The sequence below is a fragment of the Nocardioides ferulae genome (assembly GCF_003660455.1).
Classification (GTDB): Bacteria; Actinomycetota; Actinomycetes; order Propionibacteriales; family Nocardioidaceae; genus Nocardioides; species Nocardioides ferulae.
In genome coordinates this window covers 104494-124158 of record NZ_QZVR01000002.1, presented here as the reverse complement: position 1 = coordinate 124158, position 19665 = coordinate 104494, and the positions used below count along the sequence as shown (strand labels likewise).

Annotated in this window: 17 protein-coding genes; 5 read left to right on the top strand and 12 right to left on the bottom strand. The window is 72.7% G+C overall.

Annotated elements, in window-relative coordinates; genetic code table 11:
• Window positions 1-144 precede the first annotated feature (144 nt).
• Window positions 145-1743, top strand: coding sequence for an ABC-F family ATP-binding cassette domain-containing protein (locus D6B71_RS03625; protein ID WP_121252131.1), 1599 nt, complete (start codon window positions 145-147; stop codon window positions 1741-1743).
• Between the two features lie 6 nt (window positions 1744-1749).
• Here the strand turns inward: D6B71_RS03625 and D6B71_RS03620 are convergent, their stop codons facing one another.
• Window positions 1750-2571 carry a DsbA family oxidoreductase gene (locus D6B71_RS03620; protein WP_121252911.1) on the bottom strand — a complete coding sequence of 274 codons (822 nt, stop codon included), beginning with the start codon at window positions 2569-2571 and terminating at the stop codon, window positions 1750-1752.
• A 70-nt stretch (window positions 2572-2641) separates the two neighbouring features.
• On the bottom strand, window positions 2642-3475 hold the full coding sequence (locus tag D6B71_RS03615; RefSeq protein WP_121252129.1) for a helix-turn-helix transcriptional regulator: 834 nt from the start codon (window positions 3473-3475) through the stop codon (window positions 2642-2644).
• A gap of 213 nt (window positions 3476-3688) precedes the next feature.
• On the opposite strand from D6B71_RS03615, the gene D6B71_RS03610 reads away from it, so the two are divergent.
• Together D6B71_RS03610 and D6B71_RS03605 are read left to right on the top strand one after the other, a co-directional pair.
• Window positions 3689-4588: an ABC transporter ATP-binding protein gene (locus D6B71_RS03610; protein WP_121252127.1), complete on the top strand. Its 900-nt coding sequence runs from the start codon at window positions 3689-3691 to the stop codon at window positions 4586-4588.
• Entirely contained in the window at window positions 4585-5418 is an 834-nt protein-coding gene (locus tag D6B71_RS03605) for an ABC-2 transporter permease (protein ID WP_121252125.1), read from the top strand. The genes D6B71_RS03610 and D6B71_RS03605 overlap by 4 nt, the downstream gene beginning before the upstream one ends.
• A 183-nt stretch (window positions 5419-5601) precedes the next feature.
• Here D6B71_RS03605 and ilvC read toward each other — a convergent pair whose 3' ends face one another.
• The 9 genes from ilvC to D6B71_RS03560 form a co-directional block, all read right to left on the bottom strand.
• Complete coding sequence (ilvC, locus tag D6B71_RS03600) at window positions 5602-6630, bottom strand: ketol-acid reductoisomerase (protein ID WP_121252123.1); 1029 nt, start codon at window positions 6628-6630, stop codon at window positions 5602-5604.
• 50 nt (window positions 6631-6680) lie between these two features.
• Window positions 6681-7232, bottom strand: a complete 552-nt coding sequence (gene ilvN, locus D6B71_RS03595) for an acetolactate synthase small subunit (protein WP_121252121.1) — start codon at window positions 7230-7232, stop codon at window positions 6681-6683.
• Window positions 7229-8989, bottom strand: coding sequence for an acetolactate synthase large subunit (locus D6B71_RS03590; protein WP_240641049.1), 1761 nt, complete (start codon window positions 8987-8989; stop codon window positions 7229-7231). Before D6B71_RS03590 ends, ilvN begins: the two co-directional genes overlap by 4 nt.
• Window positions 8990-9273: 284 nt before the next feature.
• Window positions 9274-9945, bottom strand: a complete 672-nt coding sequence (locus D6B71_RS03585) for a 4a-hydroxytetrahydrobiopterin dehydratase (protein WP_240641045.1) — start codon at window positions 9943-9945, stop codon at window positions 9274-9276.
• Window positions 9942-10358: a VOC family protein gene (locus tag D6B71_RS03580; RefSeq protein ID WP_121252907.1), complete on the bottom strand. Its 417-nt coding sequence runs from the start codon at window positions 10356-10358 to the stop codon at window positions 9942-9944. Before D6B71_RS03580 ends, D6B71_RS03585 begins: the two co-directional genes overlap by 4 nt.
• A 40-nt stretch (window positions 10359-10398) precedes the next feature.
• Window positions 10399-11892, bottom strand: a complete 1494-nt coding sequence (locus D6B71_RS03575) for an MDR/zinc-dependent alcohol dehydrogenase-like family protein (RefSeq protein WP_121252117.1) — start codon at window positions 11890-11892, stop codon at window positions 10399-10401.
• Window positions 11893-11961: 69 nt separating this feature from the next.
• On the bottom strand, window positions 11962-12996 hold the full coding sequence (locus tag D6B71_RS03570; protein WP_121252116.1) for a S66 family peptidase: 1035 nt from the start codon (window positions 12994-12996) through the stop codon (window positions 11962-11964).
• Window positions 12997-13000: 4 nt separating this feature from the next.
• Window positions 13001-14233 carry a kynureninase gene (locus D6B71_RS03565; protein WP_164519529.1) on the bottom strand — a complete coding sequence of 411 codons (1233 nt, stop codon included), beginning with the start codon at window positions 14231-14233 and terminating at the stop codon, window positions 13001-13003.
• A gap of 28 nt (window positions 14234-14261) precedes the next feature.
• The gene (locus D6B71_RS03560; RefSeq protein WP_121252112.1) at window positions 14262-15356 is read right to left on the bottom strand and encodes a hypothetical protein; all 1095 of its coding nucleotides are present in this window, start codon (window positions 15354-15356) and stop codon (window positions 14262-14264) included.
• Between the two features lie 320 nt (window positions 15357-15676).
• Between D6B71_RS03560 and D6B71_RS23725 the strand changes: the two genes are divergently transcribed.
• Window positions 15677-17320, top strand: coding sequence for a methyl-accepting chemotaxis protein (locus D6B71_RS23725; RefSeq protein WP_121252110.1), 1644 nt, complete (start codon window positions 15677-15679; stop codon window positions 17318-17320).
• Between the two features lie 163 nt (window positions 17321-17483).
• Here D6B71_RS23725 and ilvD read toward each other — a convergent pair whose 3' ends face one another.
• Window positions 17484-19205 (bottom strand): dihydroxy-acid dehydratase, encoded by a 1722-nt coding sequence (ilvD, locus tag D6B71_RS03550; RefSeq protein WP_121252108.1) that lies wholly within the window; start codon window positions 19203-19205, stop codon window positions 17484-17486.
• A 132-nt stretch (window positions 19206-19337) separates the two neighbouring features.
• On the opposite strand from ilvD, the gene D6B71_RS03545 reads away from it, so the two are divergent.
• The gene (locus D6B71_RS03545; RefSeq protein ID WP_121252106.1) at window positions 19338-19616 is read left to right on the top strand and encodes a hypothetical protein; all 279 of its coding nucleotides are present in this window, start codon (window positions 19338-19340) and stop codon (window positions 19614-19616) included.
• Window positions 19617-19665: the final 49 nt, after the last annotated feature.

Here is a 19665-nt window from a genome sequence, read left to right as displayed (position 1 = left end):
TCGCGTCCCGGCCCCGTCGCGGTCTAGCGTGGGCGACGTCCCATCGCCGACCCACTGGTGGTCCCTTGCTCCTCTGACGCCTCCGGCCCTCGTCGCTCGAGCCCCTGCGGCTCGCGACCCCGCTGCGTCCACCCAGGAGCTTCCATGGCTGCACCCTCCCCTGTCCTCGCCTGCTCGTCGCTCACGTTCCGCTGGCCCGACGGCAGCACCGCCCTCGACGGTCTCGACCTGGTCCTCGGCCCCGGCCGTTCGGGGATGGTCGGCGTCAACGGGTCCGGCAAGTCCACCCTGCTGCGACTGCTCGCGGGCGAGCTGCGCCCGACCTCCGGGCAGGTCCGGGTCAGCGGCGAGGTGGGCTACCTGCCGCAGGACCTCACCCACGACGCGGCCCAGTCGGTCCCGCGGTTCCTCGGCGTCGCCGCGGTGTTGCGCGCCATCGGGGCGATCGAGGGCGGTTCGGTCGACCCGCACGACTTCGACACCGTCGGCGACGCCTGGGACATCCGGGAGCGGACCGTGGCCGAGCTGGCCCGGCTCGGGCTGCCGAGCGGCGTCCTCGACCGGCGGCTCGGCGAGCTGTCCGGCGGCGAGGTGGTGCAGCTGGGCCTGGCCCGCCTCCTGCTGCGCCGCCCCGACGTGCTGCTGCTCGACGAGCCGACCAACAACCTCGACGCCGCGGCCCGCGAGCGGCTCTACGAGATCGTCTCCGGTTGGCCACGCACGCTGTTGGTGGTCAGCCACGACCGTGACCTGCTCGAACGGGTCGACCGGATCGGCGACCTGCGAGACGGGGCCGTGCGCTGGTACGGCGGCGGCTACTCGGCGTACGCCGCCCAGGTCGAGGCCGAGCAGCAGGCAGCGGCACAGGCGGTCACCACGGCTCGGGCCGAGCTGCGACGTCAGCAGGCCGATCGGGTCGAGGCGGAGCGGGTGCTGGCCCAGCGGCGCAGGGTCGCCCGCAAGGCCGAGGCCACCACCGGCCTCGGGAAGGCCGCCATCCACTTCAAGCGGCAGCGCGCCCAGGCGTCGGCCGCCAAGCTGCGCAGCACCCAGCAGGACCGGGTGGAGGACGCGCGCGACCGGCTCGTCACCGCGGCCGCCCGGCTACGCGAGGACCGCGAGATCAGGGTCGACCTGCCCGGCACCGAGGTGCCCCGCGGCCGGGTGGTGCTGACCACCCGGCAACTGGTGCTGCGGACCGGCCGCCACCTGGAGCTCGAGGTGTCGGGGCCGGAGCGGATCGCGGTCGTGGGCCGCAACGGATCGGGCAAGAGCACCCTGCTGCACACCCTCGCGGGGCGGGTCGCACCGGCCGCCGGGACCGTGGACGTGGCCGTGCCCGTCGCGCTGCTTCCCCAACGGCTGGACCTGCTCGACGACCGGCTCAGCATCGCGGAGAACGTCGCCTCCCGGGCACCGCACGCCGATCGCAACCTGGTGCGCGCCCGGCTCGCCCGGTTCCTGTTCCGAGGCGCCGCGGCGGACCGTCCGGTCGCGGCGCTCTCGGGTGGTGAGCGGTTCCGGGCCACGCTGGCCGCGCTGCTGCTGGCCGACCCGGCACCGCAGTTGCTGCTGCTCGACGAGCCGACCAACAACCTCGACTTCGCCTCGTACGACGCGCTGGTCTCCGCGCTGTCGGACTACCGGGGGGCGCTGGTCGTCGCCAGCCACGACGAAGCGTTCCTCGACGACGTCGGCGTGGTGCGGGTGCTCGACCTCGACGCGTCGCCGGGGGGCGCGTGACTCGGCTCAGATCGCGCAGCCGTCGGGGCCGCAGGCCTCGGCGTCTCCCCCGAGCCCCTGCAGCACCGGGTGCGCCGCGGACCAGGCCTGCTCGAGGACCTGGGTGAACACCTCGGTCGGCTGGGCACCGGAGACACCGAACCGCCCGTCGACGACGAAGAACGGAACGCCGGTGGCGCCGTACGCGCGAGCCTGGTCGACGTCGGCGCGGACCTGCTCGGTGTACTCCCCATCGCTCAGCACGGCGGCCACCCGGGCCGGGTCGAGCCCGGCGTCCACCGCCACGCGCGCCAGCACCTCGTGGTCGCCGACGTTCTCGGCGCGCACGAAGTAGGCCGCGAGCAGCGCCTCCTTCAGCTCGCGCTGGAGGGCCGGCCCGCCGGCATCCAAGGCGAGGTGGAGCAGTCGGTGGGCGTCGACGGTGTTGGTGTGCACGTTGTCGAAGAGCCGGAACTCCAGCCCCTCGCCGGCCGCGGTGTCGACCACGTGCTGCATCATCTGCCGCATCTCGGTCTCGGAGCGGCCGTACTTGCGGGCCAGCGTCGCCAGGGTCGGCTCGTCGCCGTGCCGGGGCGCCGACGGGTCGAGCTCGAACGAGCGGTAGACGACCTCGACCTGGTCCCGGTGCGCGAAGCCGGCCAGCGCCGCCTCAAGTCGCCGCTTGCCGATGTAGCACCAGGGACACACGACGTCGGACCAGATCTCGATGCGCATGCCGGCCACAACACGGCCTGACCACCCGGTGTTCCCGGCGCCGGCGGGCTGGTTGCAGGAGCCTGCAAGGCGATTGCGGGCGGCGCGCGCGTGAGGTGGGATGGGTCTAGCCATGGTCGGGCCTGCCCGCACCATGCAGGGCGAAGCCCAGCCGGGTAGCGCCACCTCGGGGTCGTGCGAGCCGTCAGTCGCCCGAACCGATCCGGGGGGACGCCGGAGGCTGCTGATGATCGGCAGCCTCCGGCGCGGGCACCGTGGACCACGTGTAGTCCGTCGTCCCCCGCAACTCGCCGATCCGGACACCGGCCGCGAAGCGGGACCGTGCGTCGAGGCGGTCGAGCAGGTGGGCGACGTCGTAGCGCACTGTGCGCACGGAGATCCCCAGTGCCTTGGCGATCTGCTCGTCGCTGGCGTCGCCGGCCAGCAGCGCGACGATCTGGCGCTGCCGAGGGGTGAGCTCTCCCAGGTCCGAGCGGGCGTCCGTGCACGGGAACGCCGAGGCCATCAACGTCCGCCAGTACGCCGAGGCGGCGGCGACGCAGCCCGGGTCGCTGACCGCCATCAGCGTGGGCTCGCCGTCCTGGACGGGGCCCTCGAGCAGCACGAGCTGTCGATCGACGATCTTCATCTGCACCGTGGCGTAGCAGAAGAGGTACTCGCCGTACTGCTCACCGCCGAGCAACAGCCTGACCATCGGCTCGGTTCGGTAGTAGTCGAGGAGGCTGACCATGCGACCACCACCGGCGACGAACTTCCGGTTGTTCGGCACGCTGTAGCGCAGCGCGTCCGCGGTGCTGGTGAGTCGCACCGAGAGCAGCTCTCGCCAGGTGAAGAGTTGGGCGGCCAACCACTGGTTGATCTCTCGCAGCCCGCGCGCGACGACTTCGGCGCCCGGCTGCTGCCCGGCGTCCAGCGCGGCGGCCAACGCCGAGCGCCGCACCTGAAGAAGTGCGCCGGCGTCCATGATCCGTTGCACGACGACCGGGTCGAAGATGCTCGGCTTGGTGAAGACCTCCATCTGCCCCCTCTTCTCCGGCGGACTTCTCCGGCCGAACCCATCCTATGGCGCCAGTCGTGCCGCACGGCCCCTTTCCGTTCGCCGCCCCATCGTAGGTCGATCGGATGACGCCCGACCCCGAGCCCACCCCCGACCCGTCTCAGGGTCGGCTCGTGGTCGCGACCAGCGGTCTCCCCGATGTGCGGACCGGCCTCCTCGCGAGAGGTTCAGGTCATGATCACAGTCGAGTCGCTCACCAAGAGGTACGGCGGCGTCAAGGCCGTCGACGACGTCAGCTTCACCGCACACCCCGGCCGGGTCACCGGCTTCCTCGGTCCCAACGGCGCGGGCAAGTCCACCACGATGCGGATCATGGTCGGCCTCACCCCGCCGACCTCCGGCGACGCCACCTTCGACGGCCGCCGCTTCGCCGAGCTGCCCAACCCCGGCCTCGAGGTCGGGGTCCTGCTCGACGCCTCCGCCCAGCACGCCGGCCGCACCGGCCGCGAGATCCTCGGCGTCGCCGCCCAGACGATGGGCCTCCCCCGCACCCGGGTCGGCGAACTGCTCGACCTGGTCAGCCTCACCGAGGCCGAGGCGGACCGCCGGGTCCGCCACTACTCGCTGGGCATGCGCCAGCGGCTCGGCATCGCCACCGCGCTGATCGGCGACCCCGAGGTGCTGGTGCTCGACGAGCCCGCCAACGGTCTCGACCCCGCCGGCATCCGGTGGATGCGCGACCTGCTGCGCGGCTACGCCGACCAGGGCGGGACCGTCCTGCTCTCCTCGCACCTGCTGCACGAGATCGAGGTCGTCGCCGACGACCTGGTCGTGATCGGGCAGGGCAGGATCGTCGCCCAGGGCACCAAGGCCGAACTGCTCGCCGCCGCCGGCACCGTGGTCCGCGCCGAGGACCACCAACGACTGGCCCGCGCGCTGACCATGGCCGGGGTGGCCAGCACCCTCACCACCGACGGGGCCCTGCGCACCGACGCCGAGCCCGCCCGCGTGGGCCACATCGCCCACGCGGCCGGCTGCCCCCTCATCGAGCTGCGGTCGGCCGACGGCGCCGGCCTGGAGGAGATGTTCCTCGAGCTCACCGCCGAGACCCAGCGCGAAGGAGCCGCAGCATGAGCACGACGACCACCCCGGCCAGCACCACGGCCGGCACCACCCCCACTCGCGCCCCCCGAGCGCGGAACCGCCCGGCACCCGCGCCGATCCCCACCGGCCGGCTGCTCCTGGTCGAGCTGCGCAAGATGTTCGACACCCGGTCGGGGTTCTGGCTGCTCGCCAGCATCGCGATCACCGCGACCCTGGCCACCGGGGCCGTCATCTTGTGGGCCCCTCAGGACGACCTGACGTTCGCGACGTTCGGGGCGGCGATCGGCTTCCCGATGGCCGTGATCCTGCCGATGATCGCGATCTTGTCGGTGACGTCCGAGTGGAGCCAGCGCAGCGGCCTGACCACGTTCACGCTCGTCCCCCACCGCGGCCGGGTCGTCTCCGCCAAGGCGATCGTCGTGCTCGGCACCGCGGTGGCCTCCATGGCGCTGGCCTTCGCCATCGGCGCGGTCGGCAACCTCGTCGGCACGGCCATGGCCGGCACCGACCTGGTCTGGGACATGGGCCTGGACGACTTCGGCTACATCGTCGGCGCGAACACCCTCGGCATGCTGATGGGCTTCATGCTCGGGGTGCTGGTGCGCAACTCCGCCGGCGCGATCGTGGCGTACTTCGTGTACTCGCTCGTGGAGCCCCCGCTCTCGCAGCTGCTCGCCGCCGCCCAGTCCTGGTTCGCCGACCTGCGCCCCTGGGTCGACTTCAACTACAACCAGAACATGCTGTTCGAGGGCGGCTTCACCAGCGAGCAGTGGGCGAACCTGGCGGTCTCGGGCGGCCTGTGGCTGATCGCGCCCCTCGGGATCGGCCTGGCCCTGCTGCTGCGCTCCGAGGTGAAGTGACGCCGGGTCGGCGCTACTGCCGCTGAAATCGCGTCGAGTCGGCGCCAGTGCTCAGCACTGGCGCCGACTCGACGTTCTGAGATCTGCCGAAGCGCTCAGCGTGCGATGCCTGCTGTCCGCACGCTCTGCGGGGCTCGCCTCCAGCACACCTCGCTAGCGCTCGGCGTACCTCCGGCTCACTCCTCAGCGTGCGGAGGAGCCCTCGACGTAGTCGGAGTCGTGGCTCTTCACCCAGGCCATCAGCTTGCGCAGCTCGCGGCCGGTCTTCTCGATCGGGTGCTGCTCGGCCTGCTCGCGGAACCTCGTGAACTCCGGGCTGCCGGCGTCCTGGTCGTCGATGAAGCGCTTGGCGAAGGCACCGTTCTTGATGTCCTCCAGCACCGCCTTCATGTTCTCCTTGACCCGCTCGTCGATGACCCGGGGGCCGGAGATGTAGTCGCCGTACTCGGCGGTGTCGGAGACCGACCAGCGCTGCTTGGCGATGCCGCCCTCGTACATCAGGTCGACGATCAGCTTCAGCTCGTGCAGGCACTCGAAGTAGGCCACCTCGGGCTGGTAGCCGGCCTCGATGAGGGTCTCGAAGCCGTACATCACCAGCTGCGAGGCGCCGCCGCAGAGCACGGCCTGCTCGCCGAACAGGTCGGTCTCGGTCTCCTCGGTGAACGTGGTCTTGATGCCGCCGGCGCGCAGGCCGCCGATGCCCTTGGCGTAGGACAGCGCGAGCGGCCAGGCGTTGCCGGAGGCGTCCTTCTCGACCGCGACCAGCACCGGCACGCCGCGCCCGTCGACGTACTCGCGGCGGACCAGGTGGCCGGGGCCCTTCGGGGCGACCATGAACACGTCGACGCCCTCGGGCGGGGTGATGTAGCCGAACCGGATGTTGAAGCCGTGGCCGAAGACCAGGGTGTCGCCCTCGGCCAGGTTGGGCTCGATCTCCTCGGCGTAGAGCTTGCGCTGGTGCTGGTCCGGCGCCAGGATCACGATGACGTCGGCCTCCTCGGCCGCCTCCGCCGGCGTCAGCACCCGCAGGCCCTCCGCCTCGGCCTTGGCCCGGCTCTTCGAGCCCGGCTGCAGGCCGACGCGGACGTCGACGCCCGAGTCACGCAGCGACAGCGCGTGGGCGTGGCCCTGGCTGCCGTAGCCGATCACAGCGACGTTCTTGCCCTGGATCAGGGACAGGTCTGCGTCGTCGTCGTAGAACATCTCAGCCACGGAGGCTTCTCCTTCTTGGGTTCGTTTCTCGGGTGGAGCTGGGGGTTGGGTCAGACCACGGAGCGGGCGGCCGGCGGCGGGGCCGGGATCGCCACCGGGCGCAGGCTGCGCTCGGAGATCGACCGGGAGCCGCGGCCGATGGCCACCATGCCGGACTGCACGAGCTCGCGGATGCCGAACGGCTCCAGCACGCGCAGGAAGTCGGCGAGCTTGTCGGCGTTGCCGACGATCTGGATGGTGACGGCGTCGGGCGCGATGTCGACCACCTTCGCCCGGAACAGCTGGACGGCGTCGAGCACCTGCCCGCGGGCATCGACCGGGGCGGCGACCTTGACCAGCATCAGCTCGCGCTGCACCGAGGCACTGTGGTCGAGCTCGACGATCTTGATCACCTCGACCAGCTTGTTCAGCTGCTTGGTGACCTGCTCCAGCGGGGTGCCCTCGACGTCGACGACGATGGTCATCCGCGAGATCTCGGAGTGCTCGGTCGGGCCGACGGCCAGCGAGTCGATGTTGAAGCCACGGCGGCTGAACAGCGCGGCGATCCGGGTCAGGACGCCGGGCTTGTTCTCGACCAGGACCGACAGGGTGTGCTTGCTCATGCGTTCCGGACCTCCCAGTCGTCCTCGACCTCGTACTTGGGGGCGAGGTCTCGGGCGTACTTGATGTCGTCGTTGCTGGTGCCGGCGGCGACCATCGGCCAGACCATCGCGTCGCGGTGCACCCGGAAGTCGACCACGACCGGAGCGTCGTCGATCTCCATCGCCTTCTCGATCGTCGCGTCGACCGCCTCGGGGCTCTCGCACGCCAGGCCCACGCAGCCGTAGGCCTCGGCGAGCTTGACGAAGTCGGGGATCCGCTTGGAGTGCAGGTCGGTGTTGGAGTAGCGCTCGTTGTAGAAGAGCGTCTGCCACTGCCGCACCATGCCGAGCGACTCGTTGTTGATGATCGCGACCTTGATCGGGATGTCGTTGATCGCGCAGGTGGCCAGCTCCTGGTTGGTCATCTGGAAGCAGCCGTCGCCGTCGATCGCCCACACCGTGGAGTCGGGACAGGCCACCTTGGCGCCCATCGCGGCCGGCACCGAGTAGCCCATGGTGCCGAGGCCACCGGAGTTCAGCCAGTGGTTGGGCTGCTCGTAGCCGATGAACTGCGCCGCCCACATCTGGTGCTGCCCGACACCGGCGGCGTAGATCGCCTCCGGGCCCGCGATCTGGCCGAGCCGCTCGAGGACGTACTGCGGGGCGAGGGTGCCGTCGCTGGGCTGGTCGTAGCCGAGGGCGTACTTCTTCTTCACCCCGGCCAGGAACTCCACCCAGGCCTCGTAGTCGCCGGTGTGGCCGGCGTCGGCCTCGGCCTTCAGCGCCACGACCAGGTCACTGATCACCTCGCGGCAGTCGCCCACGATCGGCACGTCGGCGTGCCGGTTCTTGCCGATCTCGGCGGGGTCGATGTCGGCGTGGATGACCAGCGCACCGGGCGCGAACGAGTCGAGGTTGCCGGTGACCCGGTCGTCGAAGCGGGCACCGAGGCTGATGATCAGGTCGGACTTCTGCAGGCCCGCGACCGCGGCGACGGTGCCGTGCATGCCGGGCATGCCGAGGTGCTGGGCGTGGCTGTCGGGGAACGCACCGCGCGCCATCAGCGTGGTCACCACCGGCATCCCGGTCAGCTCGGCCAGCACCCGCAGCTCCCGCGCGGCCCGCGCCCGGACCACGCCGCCGCCGACGTAGAGGACCGGACGCCGCGCGGCCAGGATCAGCCGGGCCGCCTCGCGGATCTGCTTGGAGTGCGGCCGCGTCACCGGGCGGTAGCCGGGCAGCTGCAGCTCGGTCGGCCAGGTGTAGGTCGTCATCGACTGGAGCGCGGACTTCGCCACGTCGACCAGCACCGGGCCGGGCCGGCCGGTCGCCGCGATGTGGAACGCCTCCGCGATCGTGCGCGGGATCTCGGCGGGATCCTTGACCAGGAAGTTGTGCTTGGTGATCGGCATCGTGATGCCGCGGATGTCGGCCTCCTGGAAGGCGTCGGTGCCGATCAGGGTGGCGCCGACCTGCCCGGTGATCGCGACCATCGGCACCGAGTCCATGTGGGCGTCGGCGAGCGGGGTGACCAGGTTGGTCGCGCCGGGGCCGGAGGTCGCCATGCAGACGCCCACCTTGCCCGACGCCGCGGCGTACCCCTGCGCGGCGTGGCCGGCGCCCTGCTCGTGGCGTACCAGGATGTGGCGGATCGAGGAATCCATGAGCGGGTCGTAGGCCGGGAGGATCGCGCCTCCCGGAATGCCGAAGATGTTCTCGGCCCCCGCTGCTTCCAGCGACTGGATCAGGCTCTGTGCGCCCGTGACCTGCTCGCTCATCTGCCTTGCTTTCCTCATCGGTTCCGTTGGTCCGGCGCTCGAGTGGGCGTCGGGATGGTGCTGGGCGCGTCGCGGCGGACCGGCCTGCGCCCACAAAAAAGCCCCCCGGCCAACATGGGCAACGAGGGGTGACGCGCTGGCTGAGGTGTGGTCAGCCTACGCGTCGCGTGCGTACAAGGATGTCTCGGCGCATGCGACGAGGGTAGTCGCCCGGTTCCGCTCCCGTCAGCGAGTTTGGCACGCGTCCCACGATGCGGGATGCGCGTCCCATATCGTGGCGGACCTCAGCCCCTCTCGCGCTCCTGCCAGGTGCACACGCACGCCTTGTTGCCCTCGGGGTCGGCGAGCACCCAGAAGCTCGGCGCCTCGTCGTCGCTGACCAGCCGCCCGCCGGCGGCCAGGACCGCCGCGACCCGGGCCTCGGCCTGGTCGGCGGGGACCCACACGTCGAGGTGGAAGCGCTGCCGGGGCTCGTCGTGGGCGGTGGTGCCCCGGAACCACAGGGTGGGCAGGCGGCCCGCCGGATCGCTCACCTCGCCGTCGGACACGACCGCGTCGGGGCCGTAGACCGCACGCCAGAACGGCCGCACCGCGGCCTCGTCGGCGGTGTCGAGGGCGATCTCCAGGCACACCGGCGCCGCCGGGTCGGCCCTCACCCCCAGCTCGCCGGCCAACTCGCTGATGCGGGTGGCCAGCCGGACGTCGCGCCGGGTCAGCCCGGCCACGTCGTGGGAGCGCAGCCGCACCTCGAGGGAGGTGTAGCGCAGGTCGAGGTCGGGGTGGTGGTCGTGCTCCTCGGCGGCCGCCGCCACGGCGTCGAGCAGCCGCACGCCGGTGGCGAAGTCGCCGGTGCGGAACCTCGCGTGCAGCCGGCCGAGCACCACCCGCCAGTCGGCACCGGCGGCCTGCTCGACCTCCTGCGCGCCGAGCCGCTCGCGGTCCTCCGGCGCGATCACGGGACCACCAGGTCGCCGACCGGGCCGGGCGCCCAGGCGACCTCCCAGCGGAAGCCGTCGGGGTCGGCGAAGTAGCCGGAGTAGCCGCCCCACTCGCGATCGACCGCCCCACTGACCGGGCTCGCACCGGCGGCACGCGCGGTGGCGAGCACCGCGTCGACCTCCTCGCGGGAGCCGACGTTGTGCGCCAGCGTGACCGGGGCCAGGCCCTCCCCGCGCCGCACCGGGCCGACCTCGGCCTCGAAGCCGGCCTCGCTCCACAACGAGAGCAGCAGGTGCTCGCCGACCTGCACCATCACCACCTCGCCGGGGACGTCGACGTGGGCGCGCCACCCGAGGCCGTCGAGGTAGAAGGCCCGGCTGGCCGCGACGTCGCGGACCGCCAGCGTCACCAGGCTGACTCGCTGCTCCATGCCGGCCACCTTGGCACGCGCCACCGACAGCCGGAACCCCTCAGCCGCGGGCGGCGCCCACACCGAGCAGGGCCGCCAGGCCGAGCGCGCTGCGTGGCGCGTACGCCGTGCGCCACAGGCCGCCGTGCACCGCGGCGTACGCCTCGTCCTGCCAGGGGTGGTCGTGCCGGGGACCGCCGTCGGTGTGGAGGTCGTGCACGAGGAGCGCCGCCATCAGCACGTTGGAGGTGGCCGGCTCGAAGACCTCGACCCCGAACCGGTGGGCGCCGGCGTACGCCGCGGCCAGGGCCCGGTTCTTCACCACCGAGCGGGTGCGCGTGGGCGGCGCCACGTTCATCGACACGGTGCCGCCGTCGGCACGCGCCACCACGGCCCGCCAGCGCTGGACCCGCTTGGCGAGCGCGTAGTTGGGCCCCTGCTGGGGCACCAGCGCATCGGTGACCCCGGGGTCGGCGCCCGCCAGGTAGTGGCGTTGGAGCAGCCGGCCGCCGGAGACCGTGCGCAGCGGCCGGCCGAGCAGGCGACCCGCCCGGGAGCGCTCCGCGTAGGCCGTGCTCGCGTGCGCGACCGCGTCGCCCGGCACCACGAACACGTCGGTCGGGGTGGCCAGGAACGCCAGCGCGGTCTCCGGCCGGGCCCGCTGCACGCGGAGGGTGAGCGCGTCGACGGCGGTGGAGACCAGCAGGTTCTTCGCACCGTCGGCGTAGACGTAGTTGCCGAGCACCGGACGGCCGGGCAGCGCGGAGAGCCACTCGGCGACCGGGGGCGCGGCGCCGACCAGGTCGACGCCGGCGGCGCGGGTGAGCTCGGCGTCCGGGTCGCGCACCGGCGCCAGCAGCGTGCCGGCGCCTCGCTGGGCGTGGCCGAGCACCCTCTCCCAGACCGGCGGCGACGGCAGGTCGACGGCCGCCACCGTGGCGCCCCAGCGCAGCAGGGCCTGCAGCGGACCCATCTCGGCGCCGGCCCCGAGCACCGCGACGGTGCTGCCCTCCACCCGCAGCCACCGGGGGTTGGCGGCGACCGTGCGCACCGCCTCGGCGGCGGACGGCTCGAGGATCCCCGCGTCGGCCCACTGGTCCAGCCGGCGCAGCAGGTCGTCGCCGCGCAGCCGACGGCCTCGGTAGGGCAGCGACAGCTCGGTCTCCGGCTCGGCGTCGCCGCCGACCTGCGCGGTGACCGGCACCTGCTGCGCGCCATCGGGCCGGGGGTCGTCGAACCAGTCGCTCAGCGGCGAGTCGGCCTGCTCGTCGCCACCCGGGCGGTCGACGACGCGCATCCGCTCGTGCAGCGACGCCAGCCCGCTCCGGGCGATCCGGTGGGCGGCCTCCGGGGAGGCCAGGCCGGCGACCACCAGCCGGCGGAAGTGCGGTAGGTAGCCGGTCCGCCACGTCGTCTCCTGCTCGGCGGCGAGGGCACCGGCGGCGTCGACGAGGCGCAGGGCGTCGGCGACCACCGCCCGCCCGAGCGCGGAGGTGCTGCGCTGTCCGTCGGCCGTGCGCGGGAAGGCGACGCCCTGGTCCTCGTGGGTGCTCATGGTCCTCTGGTCCCCCGGGTGCCGGCGTACTACGCGTATGCCTGGCCAGGCCCGGGCTCAGGCTCGGGCTCAGCCGAGGGTCTGGGTGATCTCCCGCCGCCGGTCGTCGACGACCACCCGGGCCGGGGCGCCGTTGACCAGCGGCAGGTAGGGCGGCACGTGACCGCACTCGACGTCGAGCACGATCGGCACGTCGAGCCCCCCGAGCGCGTCGAGGACGGCGTCGCGCTGGGTGAACTCGCCGGTGGCGGGGCTCGAGGAGGGCGCCCGGGTGCGCCCGACCAGGATCGCGTCGGCGTCGTCGAACCAGCCGGCCAGCCGCAGGCCGTGCAGGTTGCGGCAGATCTCCAGCGCGGGGTCGTCGGAGGCCTCGACGTAGACGATCAGCCCCTCGTCGGCGTGCTCGCGGCCGAAGCCGGGCAGATCGCCGTACGGCGTGCCGGTCAGGTTCGAGATCGTCTCGATGCAGCCGCCTACGAGGCGTCCGGAGACGTCGACTCCCCCGCCGCCGACGACCTCCCAGGTGCCCTCCGCGTCGAGGGTGTAGCCGGTCGTCGTCGGGTCGTCCTCCCACCGGTCGAAGCCGCTGCTGCGGTACCGGCCGCTCCCGCGCTGGGTGAGCGGCCCCGTGGCCGCGGCGACCTCGGTCCAGTGCGCCAGCCCGTCGACCGCGGTGTAGGGGGTGTCCATCAGGTTGGCGCCGTGCAGGGTGGCCCAGCCCAGGCGCAGCGTGATCGGCAGCATCAGCGTGGTGAGGTCGCTGAAGCCGACCAGCCAGGTGGGCTCGGCATCGGCGAGCGCGTCCCAGTCGAGCCGGTCGAGCAGGTCGATCGCGGTCTCGCCGCCCCAGGGCGGCACGACCGCGCGGATCCGCGGGTCGCAGAGCATCCGGGACAGCTCGGCCGCCCGCTGGTCGGCCGGGGCGCTGACGTGACTGGTGTCGCCGTCGAGGCACTCGCCGACCTCGACCTCGTAGCCGCGCTCACGGAGCCAGCCGACGGCGAAGTCGAGCCGCGGCCGCAGAGGGGTCTGGACGCCGCTGGAGGGCGCGGTGACCCCGATCCGGTCGCCGGGGGTCAGGGGCCGGGGGAAGCGCACGGTCATGGGTCTACCGTGCCAGCCGGGCCAGCTCCTCGCGAACCAGTTCCAGCCCGCGCCAGAGCTCGTCGTACGACGTCGACAGCGGCGAGAGCCCCAGGCGCAGGCCCTGCGGCGCCCGGAAGTCGGGGATCACGTCGCGGTCCCACAGGGCGGCGGTGACCGCCCGCATGTCGGGGTGGTCGAGGGTGAGGTGGCCGCCACGACGGTCCGGGTCGCGCGGGGAGGCCAGCCGGACGCCGTGCTCGCCCAGCAGCTCCTCGGCCCAGGCGATCGCCTGCTCGGTCAACGCGACCGACTTGGCGCGCACCGCGTCGACGCCGACCTCCTCGAGGAGCGCGAGCTGGTCGCGCATCGCGAGAATGCCGACCACCGGCGGGGTGCCCGACAGCATCCTCCGGATGCCCTGCGCGGGCTGGAAGTCGGGCCCCATCTCGAAGGGGAGGGCGGCGCCCATCCAGCCGGTGACCGGCTGGGCGAGCTCCTCCTGCCAGCGGTCGGCGACGTAGCAGAACGCCGGCGACCCGGGACCGCCGTTGAGGTACTTGTAGGTGCACCCGACCGCGAGGTCGACGCCGGCCTCGTCGAGGGCGGTCGGCACCACCCCGGCCGAGTGGCACAGGTCCCACAGCACCAGCGCGCCGGCGTCGTGGGCGATCGCAGTGAGGGCGGGCAGGTCGGCCAGCCAGGCCGAGCGGTAGGCGACGTGGCTGAGCAGGACGACGGCGGGCTCGTCGTCGAGGGCGGCGGCGAGCGCTTCGGGGGTGACCCCGCCGTCGGGGTCGACCTCGACCCAGCGCAGCGTCAGGCCGCACTCGCGGGCGACGCCCTGGGCGACGTAGCGGTCGGTCGGGAAGTTGTCGCGGTCGAGCACGATCGTGCGGCCCTCGGGCCGGGCGTCGACGGCGGCGCGCAGCAGCTTGTAGAGCAGCACCGTGGTCGAGTCGGCCACGATCGTCTGCCCCGGTGCGGCCCCCAGGCAGACCCGGCCGATCGTGTCGCCCAGCCGGGTGGGCAGTTCGAGCCACTCCTCGTCCCAGCCGCGGATCAGCCGTCCGCCCCACGCCTCGTCGACGAACTCGGCGAGGCGGGCGGCAGTGACCCGCAGCGGCCGGCCCAGCGAGTTGCCGTCGAAGTAGACCAGCGGGGTCTCCGACCCGACGTAGCGGTCGCGGTAGGCCGCCAGCGGGTCGGCGGCGTCGAGCCCGGCGGGCGTGGCGGGCGTGGCAGCGGTGGAGGTCACCCGGCCATCCTGCCGGGTCACCGGCCGGTCACTGGTAGCTCACGAACCGCACCCGCGGCCGGATCGCGTGCACGGCCGCGGGACCCATCCGGTTGCGGTCCTCGTCGTAGAAGAGCTTCAACCCCATCGTGAACCGACCGGGTCGGGCGATCACCCGGTAGGTGTCGAGCTTCTGCCGGCGGGTGCCGAAGCCGTCGGCGTGCTGCACCATCGCCAGCCCGGGCCGGTCCCGGATGCGCTCGATGCGGGGCAGCATCGAGGTGCGGAACTGGTGCAGCACGAACAGCTTCTCGGGCAGGTCGTGGCGGCGCACCAGGCGCGAGAGCCAGGCCGAGGTGCGGTTGACCTCGGCGGGCCGGACGTGGCCGATCACCGAGGCCGGCACCGAGCGGGGGCCCATCCGCCACTCGGGGTCGAGCGCCAGCCCGACGTGCGGCTCCCGCAGCGCCCACGCCCAGCGCCGGGCGACCGTGGCGAAGTCGGAGCGGCCCGGCTGCAGGTCGAGCAGCAGCAACGCGCCGTGCCGCCGCGCGGCGCGGACGTAGCGGCGCACCTCGGCGCGCGGGATGTCGTGGCTGTAGTCGCCGTCGCGACCCGGGGTGCGGTCGGCGATCGTCACGATCAGCTCGTAGACGATCTGCACCGGCTGCCCGGGGCGGCGGAACGGCCGGGCGGCGCGGCGTACCCGGTGCTGCATCTGCTCGGGCTCGGTCTCGCCGAGCACTCCCAGCGCGCCGGTCTGCGCCGTGCCGTAGTAGGCCACCAGGAACCGGTTGCCGGCGAAGATGCGGCGGCCACCGTGCGGTAGGACGGCCTGCTCGCCGGAGCCCGCGTCGGTGTCGGCCTCCGACTGGGGACTGTCGCCGGGCTGGTCCGGGCCCTCAGCCGCCGACTCCTCTGTCTCCTCCGACCCGTCCTCGGGGTCGGCGGCGGCATCGGGTCGACCCGGCGTCCAGCCCATCCCCACCGGTGTCCGTGGCTCCGGCTCCCCCGCCCGGGGCTGCCCGCCGAGGACCGCGTCGGGGTGCGCCGCACCCCAGGCGACCACGAGCAGCCCGGTCAGCACCAGCGCCAGCAGGAACAGGATCGGCCCCCGGGGCTCCGGCCTTCCTCCGCCGGTCACCGGATCCCCGGGCCGCGACGCGCCTGCCCCTGCCGAGTCATGGCGGACACCCTAGGTGTTCCTAGATCCGTAACGGTCACGGATGTGGCCGGCCCCGCCGGCTGCCCGGTGCGGATCGACGGCGGCCGGACGGCCGGGGCCCCTCGGTGCCGTGCAGATTTTACCTGGTCCGGGTCATGACACCCCCAGGCGGGTCGATGGGTCAGCCAGGGAGAGGCCAGTCTCGGCCGGGCCGCGAGCCCCCACGGACCGCGGCATCGGATCTGGCGCCCGTCGAGACCATCAGCCCGGTGGTCGTCGAAGCGTCGAGGAGTCCACGCATGTCCGTCAGCACCCCTGCCCCGCCGGAACCGACCACATCGCGGAAGGGGCGACGCGCCGTGCGCTGGTTCGACGACCGCAGGCTGCGCACGAAGGTCCTCGCCGTCGCGGCGCTCGGCCTGGTGCTGGCGGCGTCGGTCGGCCAGCTCGCCGTGACCCAGATGGGGTCCGTGGCCGACCAGGCCCAGCTGATCAAGCACGACGGCCTGGACCCGGTGCGTGAGACCGCCTTGATCCGCCAGAACTTCCTGCAGACGCGACTCGACGGCCTGGCCGACGAGATGGCCGAGGAGGAGGGGCCGGAGCACGAGGCCTACCTGGCCGACGTCCAGGCGGTCAACGCCTCCCTCGACGACTTCGAGCGCTCCAACGACCTCTCTGCGCAGGACGCGCAGCACCTCGCCGACTTCCGGGACAGCTGGACGCAGTACGAGACGCTGGTCAGCGGCGAGCTGCTCGACCTGGCCCGGGCGAAGAAGATGGATGCCTTCTACGAGCTGCGCAACGACGTGGTCAAGCCGCTCGCGGTCGCGATGCACGAGTCACTGACCGCGCTGGAGGTCAGTGCCAGCGAGACCGCGGACGCCGCGGTGGAGGAGGCCAGCTCCACCTACGCCGCCGCACGCACCACGACGTACGTCGTGCTGGGCCTGGGCCTGCTCCTCACGCTCGGCCTGTCGCTCCTGGTCGCCCGCCGCATCGCCGGACCCATCGTGGCCACCGCAACCGCCCTACGCGGACTCGCCGCCGGCGAACTCACCCAACACCTCGACCTCGACTCCAAAGACGAAGTCGGCCAAATGGCCACCGCCCTCAACACCGCCAGCGACCGCCTCGCCGAAGCCATGACCAACATGGCCGACAACGCCGGATCCCTCGCCTCCGCCGCCGAAGAGCTCTCCGCGGTCTCCAACCAGATGTCCGGCTCCGCAGGCGAGACCGCCACCCAGACCGAGCTCGTTTCCGCCGCCGCCGAACAGGTCTCCCGCAACGTCCAGACCGTCGCCGCCGGCACCGAAGAGATGTCCGCCTCCATCCGCGAGATCGCCACCAACGCCACCAGCGCCGCCGGCGTCGCCACTCAAGCCGTCGAAGTCGCCGAGTCCACCAACACCACCGTCGCCAAACTCGGCGAGTCCTCCATCGAGGTCGGCAACGTCGTCAAGGTCATCACCTCCATCGCCGAACAGACCAACCTCCTCGCCCTCAACGCCACCATCGAAGCCGCCCGCGCCGGCGAAGCAGGCAAGGGCTTCGCCGTGGTCGCCAACGAGGTCAAGGAGCTCGCCCAGGAGACCAGCCGCGCCACCGAGGACATCAGCACCCGCATCCAGGCCATCCAGACCGACACCGAGGCCGCCGTGCAGGCCATCGCCCACATCTCCACCATCATCGCCGAGATCAGCGACGCCCAGACCACCATCGCCTCGGCCGTCGAGGAGCAGACCGCCACCACCAACGAGATGAGCCGCAACGTCAACGAGGCCGCCCTGGGCGCGGGCGACATCGCCCAGAACATCACCGGCGTCGCCCGCACCACCGGCGACACCACCGCAGCCGCCAACTCCACCAGCCAAGCGGCCGGAGAGCTCGCCCGCATGGCCGCCGAGATGCAACGACTCGTCGGCGGGTTCAAGTACTAGGAGCCTGCTGAGCAGTCTGCTCGACCTTTTGCCTCGGATGCCGTCAAGCGACCGCTGAGCCCGTCGATGTTGCAGGCATGAGTGGCCGTCCAGTGACGGTGGGAGACAACCCGAGAAGACGTGGGGCCCTGGCCGGCGGCCGGGGCCCCTCGTGGGTTCTGGGTCAGCTGGTGACGGCGCCGTGGGCGGCCGACTGCACGGTCTTGGCGTACTTGCCGAGCACGCCGCGGGTGTACTTCGGCGGGTTCGGCTGCCAGCCGGCCTTGCGGGCCTCCCACTCCTCGGGCGTCCCGTCGATCTCGACGTCGAGGGTGCGGTTGAGCACGTCGAGGGTGATCGTGTCGCCGTCGCGGACGAACGCGATCGGGCCGGCGTCGACCGCCTCCGGGGCGATGTGGCCGACGCAGAGGCCGGTGGTGCCGCCGGAGAACCGCCCGTCGGTGATCAGCAGGACGTCCTTGCCGAGCCCGGCGCCCTTGATGGCGCCGGTGATCGCGAGCATCTCGCGCATGCCGGGACCGCCCTTGGGGCCCTCGTAGCGGATGACGACCACGTCGTTCGCGACGATCCGGCCCTGCTCGAGGGCGTCCATGGCGGCGCGCTCGCCGTCGAAGACGCGGGCGGTGCCGGTGAAGACCGACTCGTCGAACCCGGCGGACTTCACCACGGCCCCCTCGGGGGCGAGCGAGCCGTGCAGGATCGTGATGCCGCCGGTGGCGTGGATCGGCCGGTCCAGGTTGCGGATCACGTCGTCGTCGAGGGCCGGCGGGGCCAGCGCCTCGAGGTTCTCGGCCATCGTCTTGCCGGTGACGGTGAGACAGTCGCCGTGCATCAGGCCGGCGTCGAGCAGCGCCTTCATCACCACGGGGATGCCGCCGATCTTGTCGACGTCGTTCATCACGTAGCGGCCGAACGGCTTGAGGTCGCCGAGGTGGGGCACCTTCTCGCCGATCCGGTTGAAGTCGGCGAGGGTGAGGTCGACCTCGGCCTCGCGGGCGATCGCGAGCAGGTGGAGCACCGCGTTGGTGGAGCCGCCGAGCGCCATCACCACGGTGATCGCGTTCTCGAAGGCCTCCTTGGTCATGATCTGCCGGGCGGTGATGCCGCGACGCAGCATCTCGACGACGGCCTCGCCGGAGCGGTGCGCGAAGCCGTCGCGGCGCCGGTCGACGGCGGGCGGGGCGGCGGAGCCGGGCAGCGACATGCCGAGGGCCTCGGCGACCGCGGCCATGGTGTTGGCGGTGTACATGCCGCCGCAGGCGCCCTCGCCGGGGCAGATGTTGCGCTCGATCTTGTCGACCTGCTCGCGGCTCATCTTGCCGGCGAGACAGGCGCCGACGGCCTCGAAGGCGTCGATGATCGTGACGTCCTGGCCGTCGACCTGGCCGGGCATCGTGGAGCCGGCGTAGAGGAACACGCTGGCGAGGTCGAGGCGGGCCGCAGCCATCAGCATGCCGGGCAGCGACTTGTCGCAGCCGGCGAGCAGCACCGAGCCGTCGAGCCGCTCGGCCATCATCACGGTCTCGACGGAGTCGGCGATGACCTCGCGGGAGACCAGCGAGAAGTGCATGCCCTCGTGGCCCATCGAGATGCCGTCGGAGACGGAGATCGTGCCGAACTCCAGCGGGTAGCCGCCTCCGGCGTGCACGCCGTTCTTGACCGCCTTCGCGAGCCGGTCGAGCGAGAGGTTGCAGGGGGTGATCTCGTTCCAGCTGGACGCGACGCCGATCTGCGGCTTGGCGAAGTCGTCGTCACCCATGCCTACCGCCCGGAGCATGCCGCGGGCCGCCGCGCGCTCGAGTCCGTCGGTGACGTCGCGGGAGCGGGGCTTGATGTCGGGTCCGGCACCGGCCGGGGGACGCTGCGAAGGGTCCTGCTGGGTCATGGGCTGAGCCTAGTGGTGGGGGTACGCCGCTGCGGGCGCGCGGTCGGGATGTGGGCCGGGCAGGGCGGGGTTGATCACCGACCCCGACGAATGTCGGCGGCGCGAGCAGCGGCGACGTGCGAGCATGCGTGGATGACCCGCCGCGTGCTGATGATGTGCGAATACGGCGTCGACTTCCCGCTCTGGAGGCGGCGGGGAAAGGTGACGATGATCCAGGACCGGGCGGCGCTGCGCGCCGAGCTCGGCATCTCCGACGAGCTGATCTCCGAGCTGGCCGCGTGGCAGGAGGCCTGGCGGCCCCTGGACGCCGACTTCTCGGAGGCCGACCACCAGGAGGCCGGCACCGCGCTCCTCGAGCGGCTGCGCGCCGAGGCCGCACCGGGGTTCAGCTTCAGACTGTTCCGGTCCTGAGCTGCTTCCCCGCCCCGGCAACCAACGGTCCTCGGCCCGCATCCCACCG

Coding starts and splice junctions, on each gene's coding strand:
- D6B71_RS03580 (WP_121252907.1), bottom strand. CDS start 10,358: ATGGAGCAGCGAGTCAGCCTGGTGACGCTGGCGGTCCGCGACGTCGCG.
- D6B71_RS03545 (WP_121252106.1), top strand. CDS start 19,338: ATGACCCGCCGCGTGCTGATGATGTGCGAATACGGCGTCGACTTCCCG.
- ilvN (WP_121252121.1), bottom strand. CDS start 7,232: ATGAGCAAGCACACCCTGTCGGTCCTGGTCGAGAACAAGCCCGGCGTC.
- D6B71_RS03605 (WP_121252125.1), top strand. CDS start 4,585: ATGAGCACGACGACCACCCCGGCCAGCACCACGGCCGGCACCACCCCC.
- D6B71_RS03610 (WP_121252127.1), top strand. CDS start 3,689: ATGATCACAGTCGAGTCGCTCACCAAGAGGTACGGCGGCGTCAAGGCC.
- D6B71_RS03620 (WP_121252911.1), bottom strand. CDS start 2,571: ATGGCTAGACCCATCCCACCTCACGCGCGCGCCGCCCGCAATCGCCTT.
- D6B71_RS03570 (WP_121252116.1), bottom strand. CDS start 12,996: ATGACCGTGCGCTTCCCCCGGCCCCTGACCCCCGGCGACCGGATCGGG.
- D6B71_RS23725 (WP_121252110.1), top strand. CDS start 15,677: ATGTCCGTCAGCACCCCTGCCCCGCCGGAACCGACCACATCGCGGAAG.
- D6B71_RS03625 (WP_121252131.1), top strand. CDS start 145: ATGGCTGCACCCTCCCCTGTCCTCGCCTGCTCGTCGCTCACGTTCCGC.
- D6B71_RS03615 (WP_121252129.1), bottom strand. CDS start 3,475: ATGGAGGTCTTCACCAAGCCGAGCATCTTCGACCCGGTCGTCGTGCAA.
- ilvD (WP_121252108.1), bottom strand. CDS start 19,205: ATGACCCAGCAGGACCCTTCGCAGCGTCCCCCGGCCGGTGCCGGACCC.
- D6B71_RS03590 (WP_240641049.1), bottom strand. CDS start 8,989: ATGAGCGAGCAGGTCACGGGCGCACAGAGCCTGATCCAGTCGCTGGAA.
- D6B71_RS03575 (WP_121252117.1), bottom strand. CDS start 11,892: ATGAGCACCCACGAGGACCAGGGCGTCGCCTTCCCGCGCACGGCCGAC.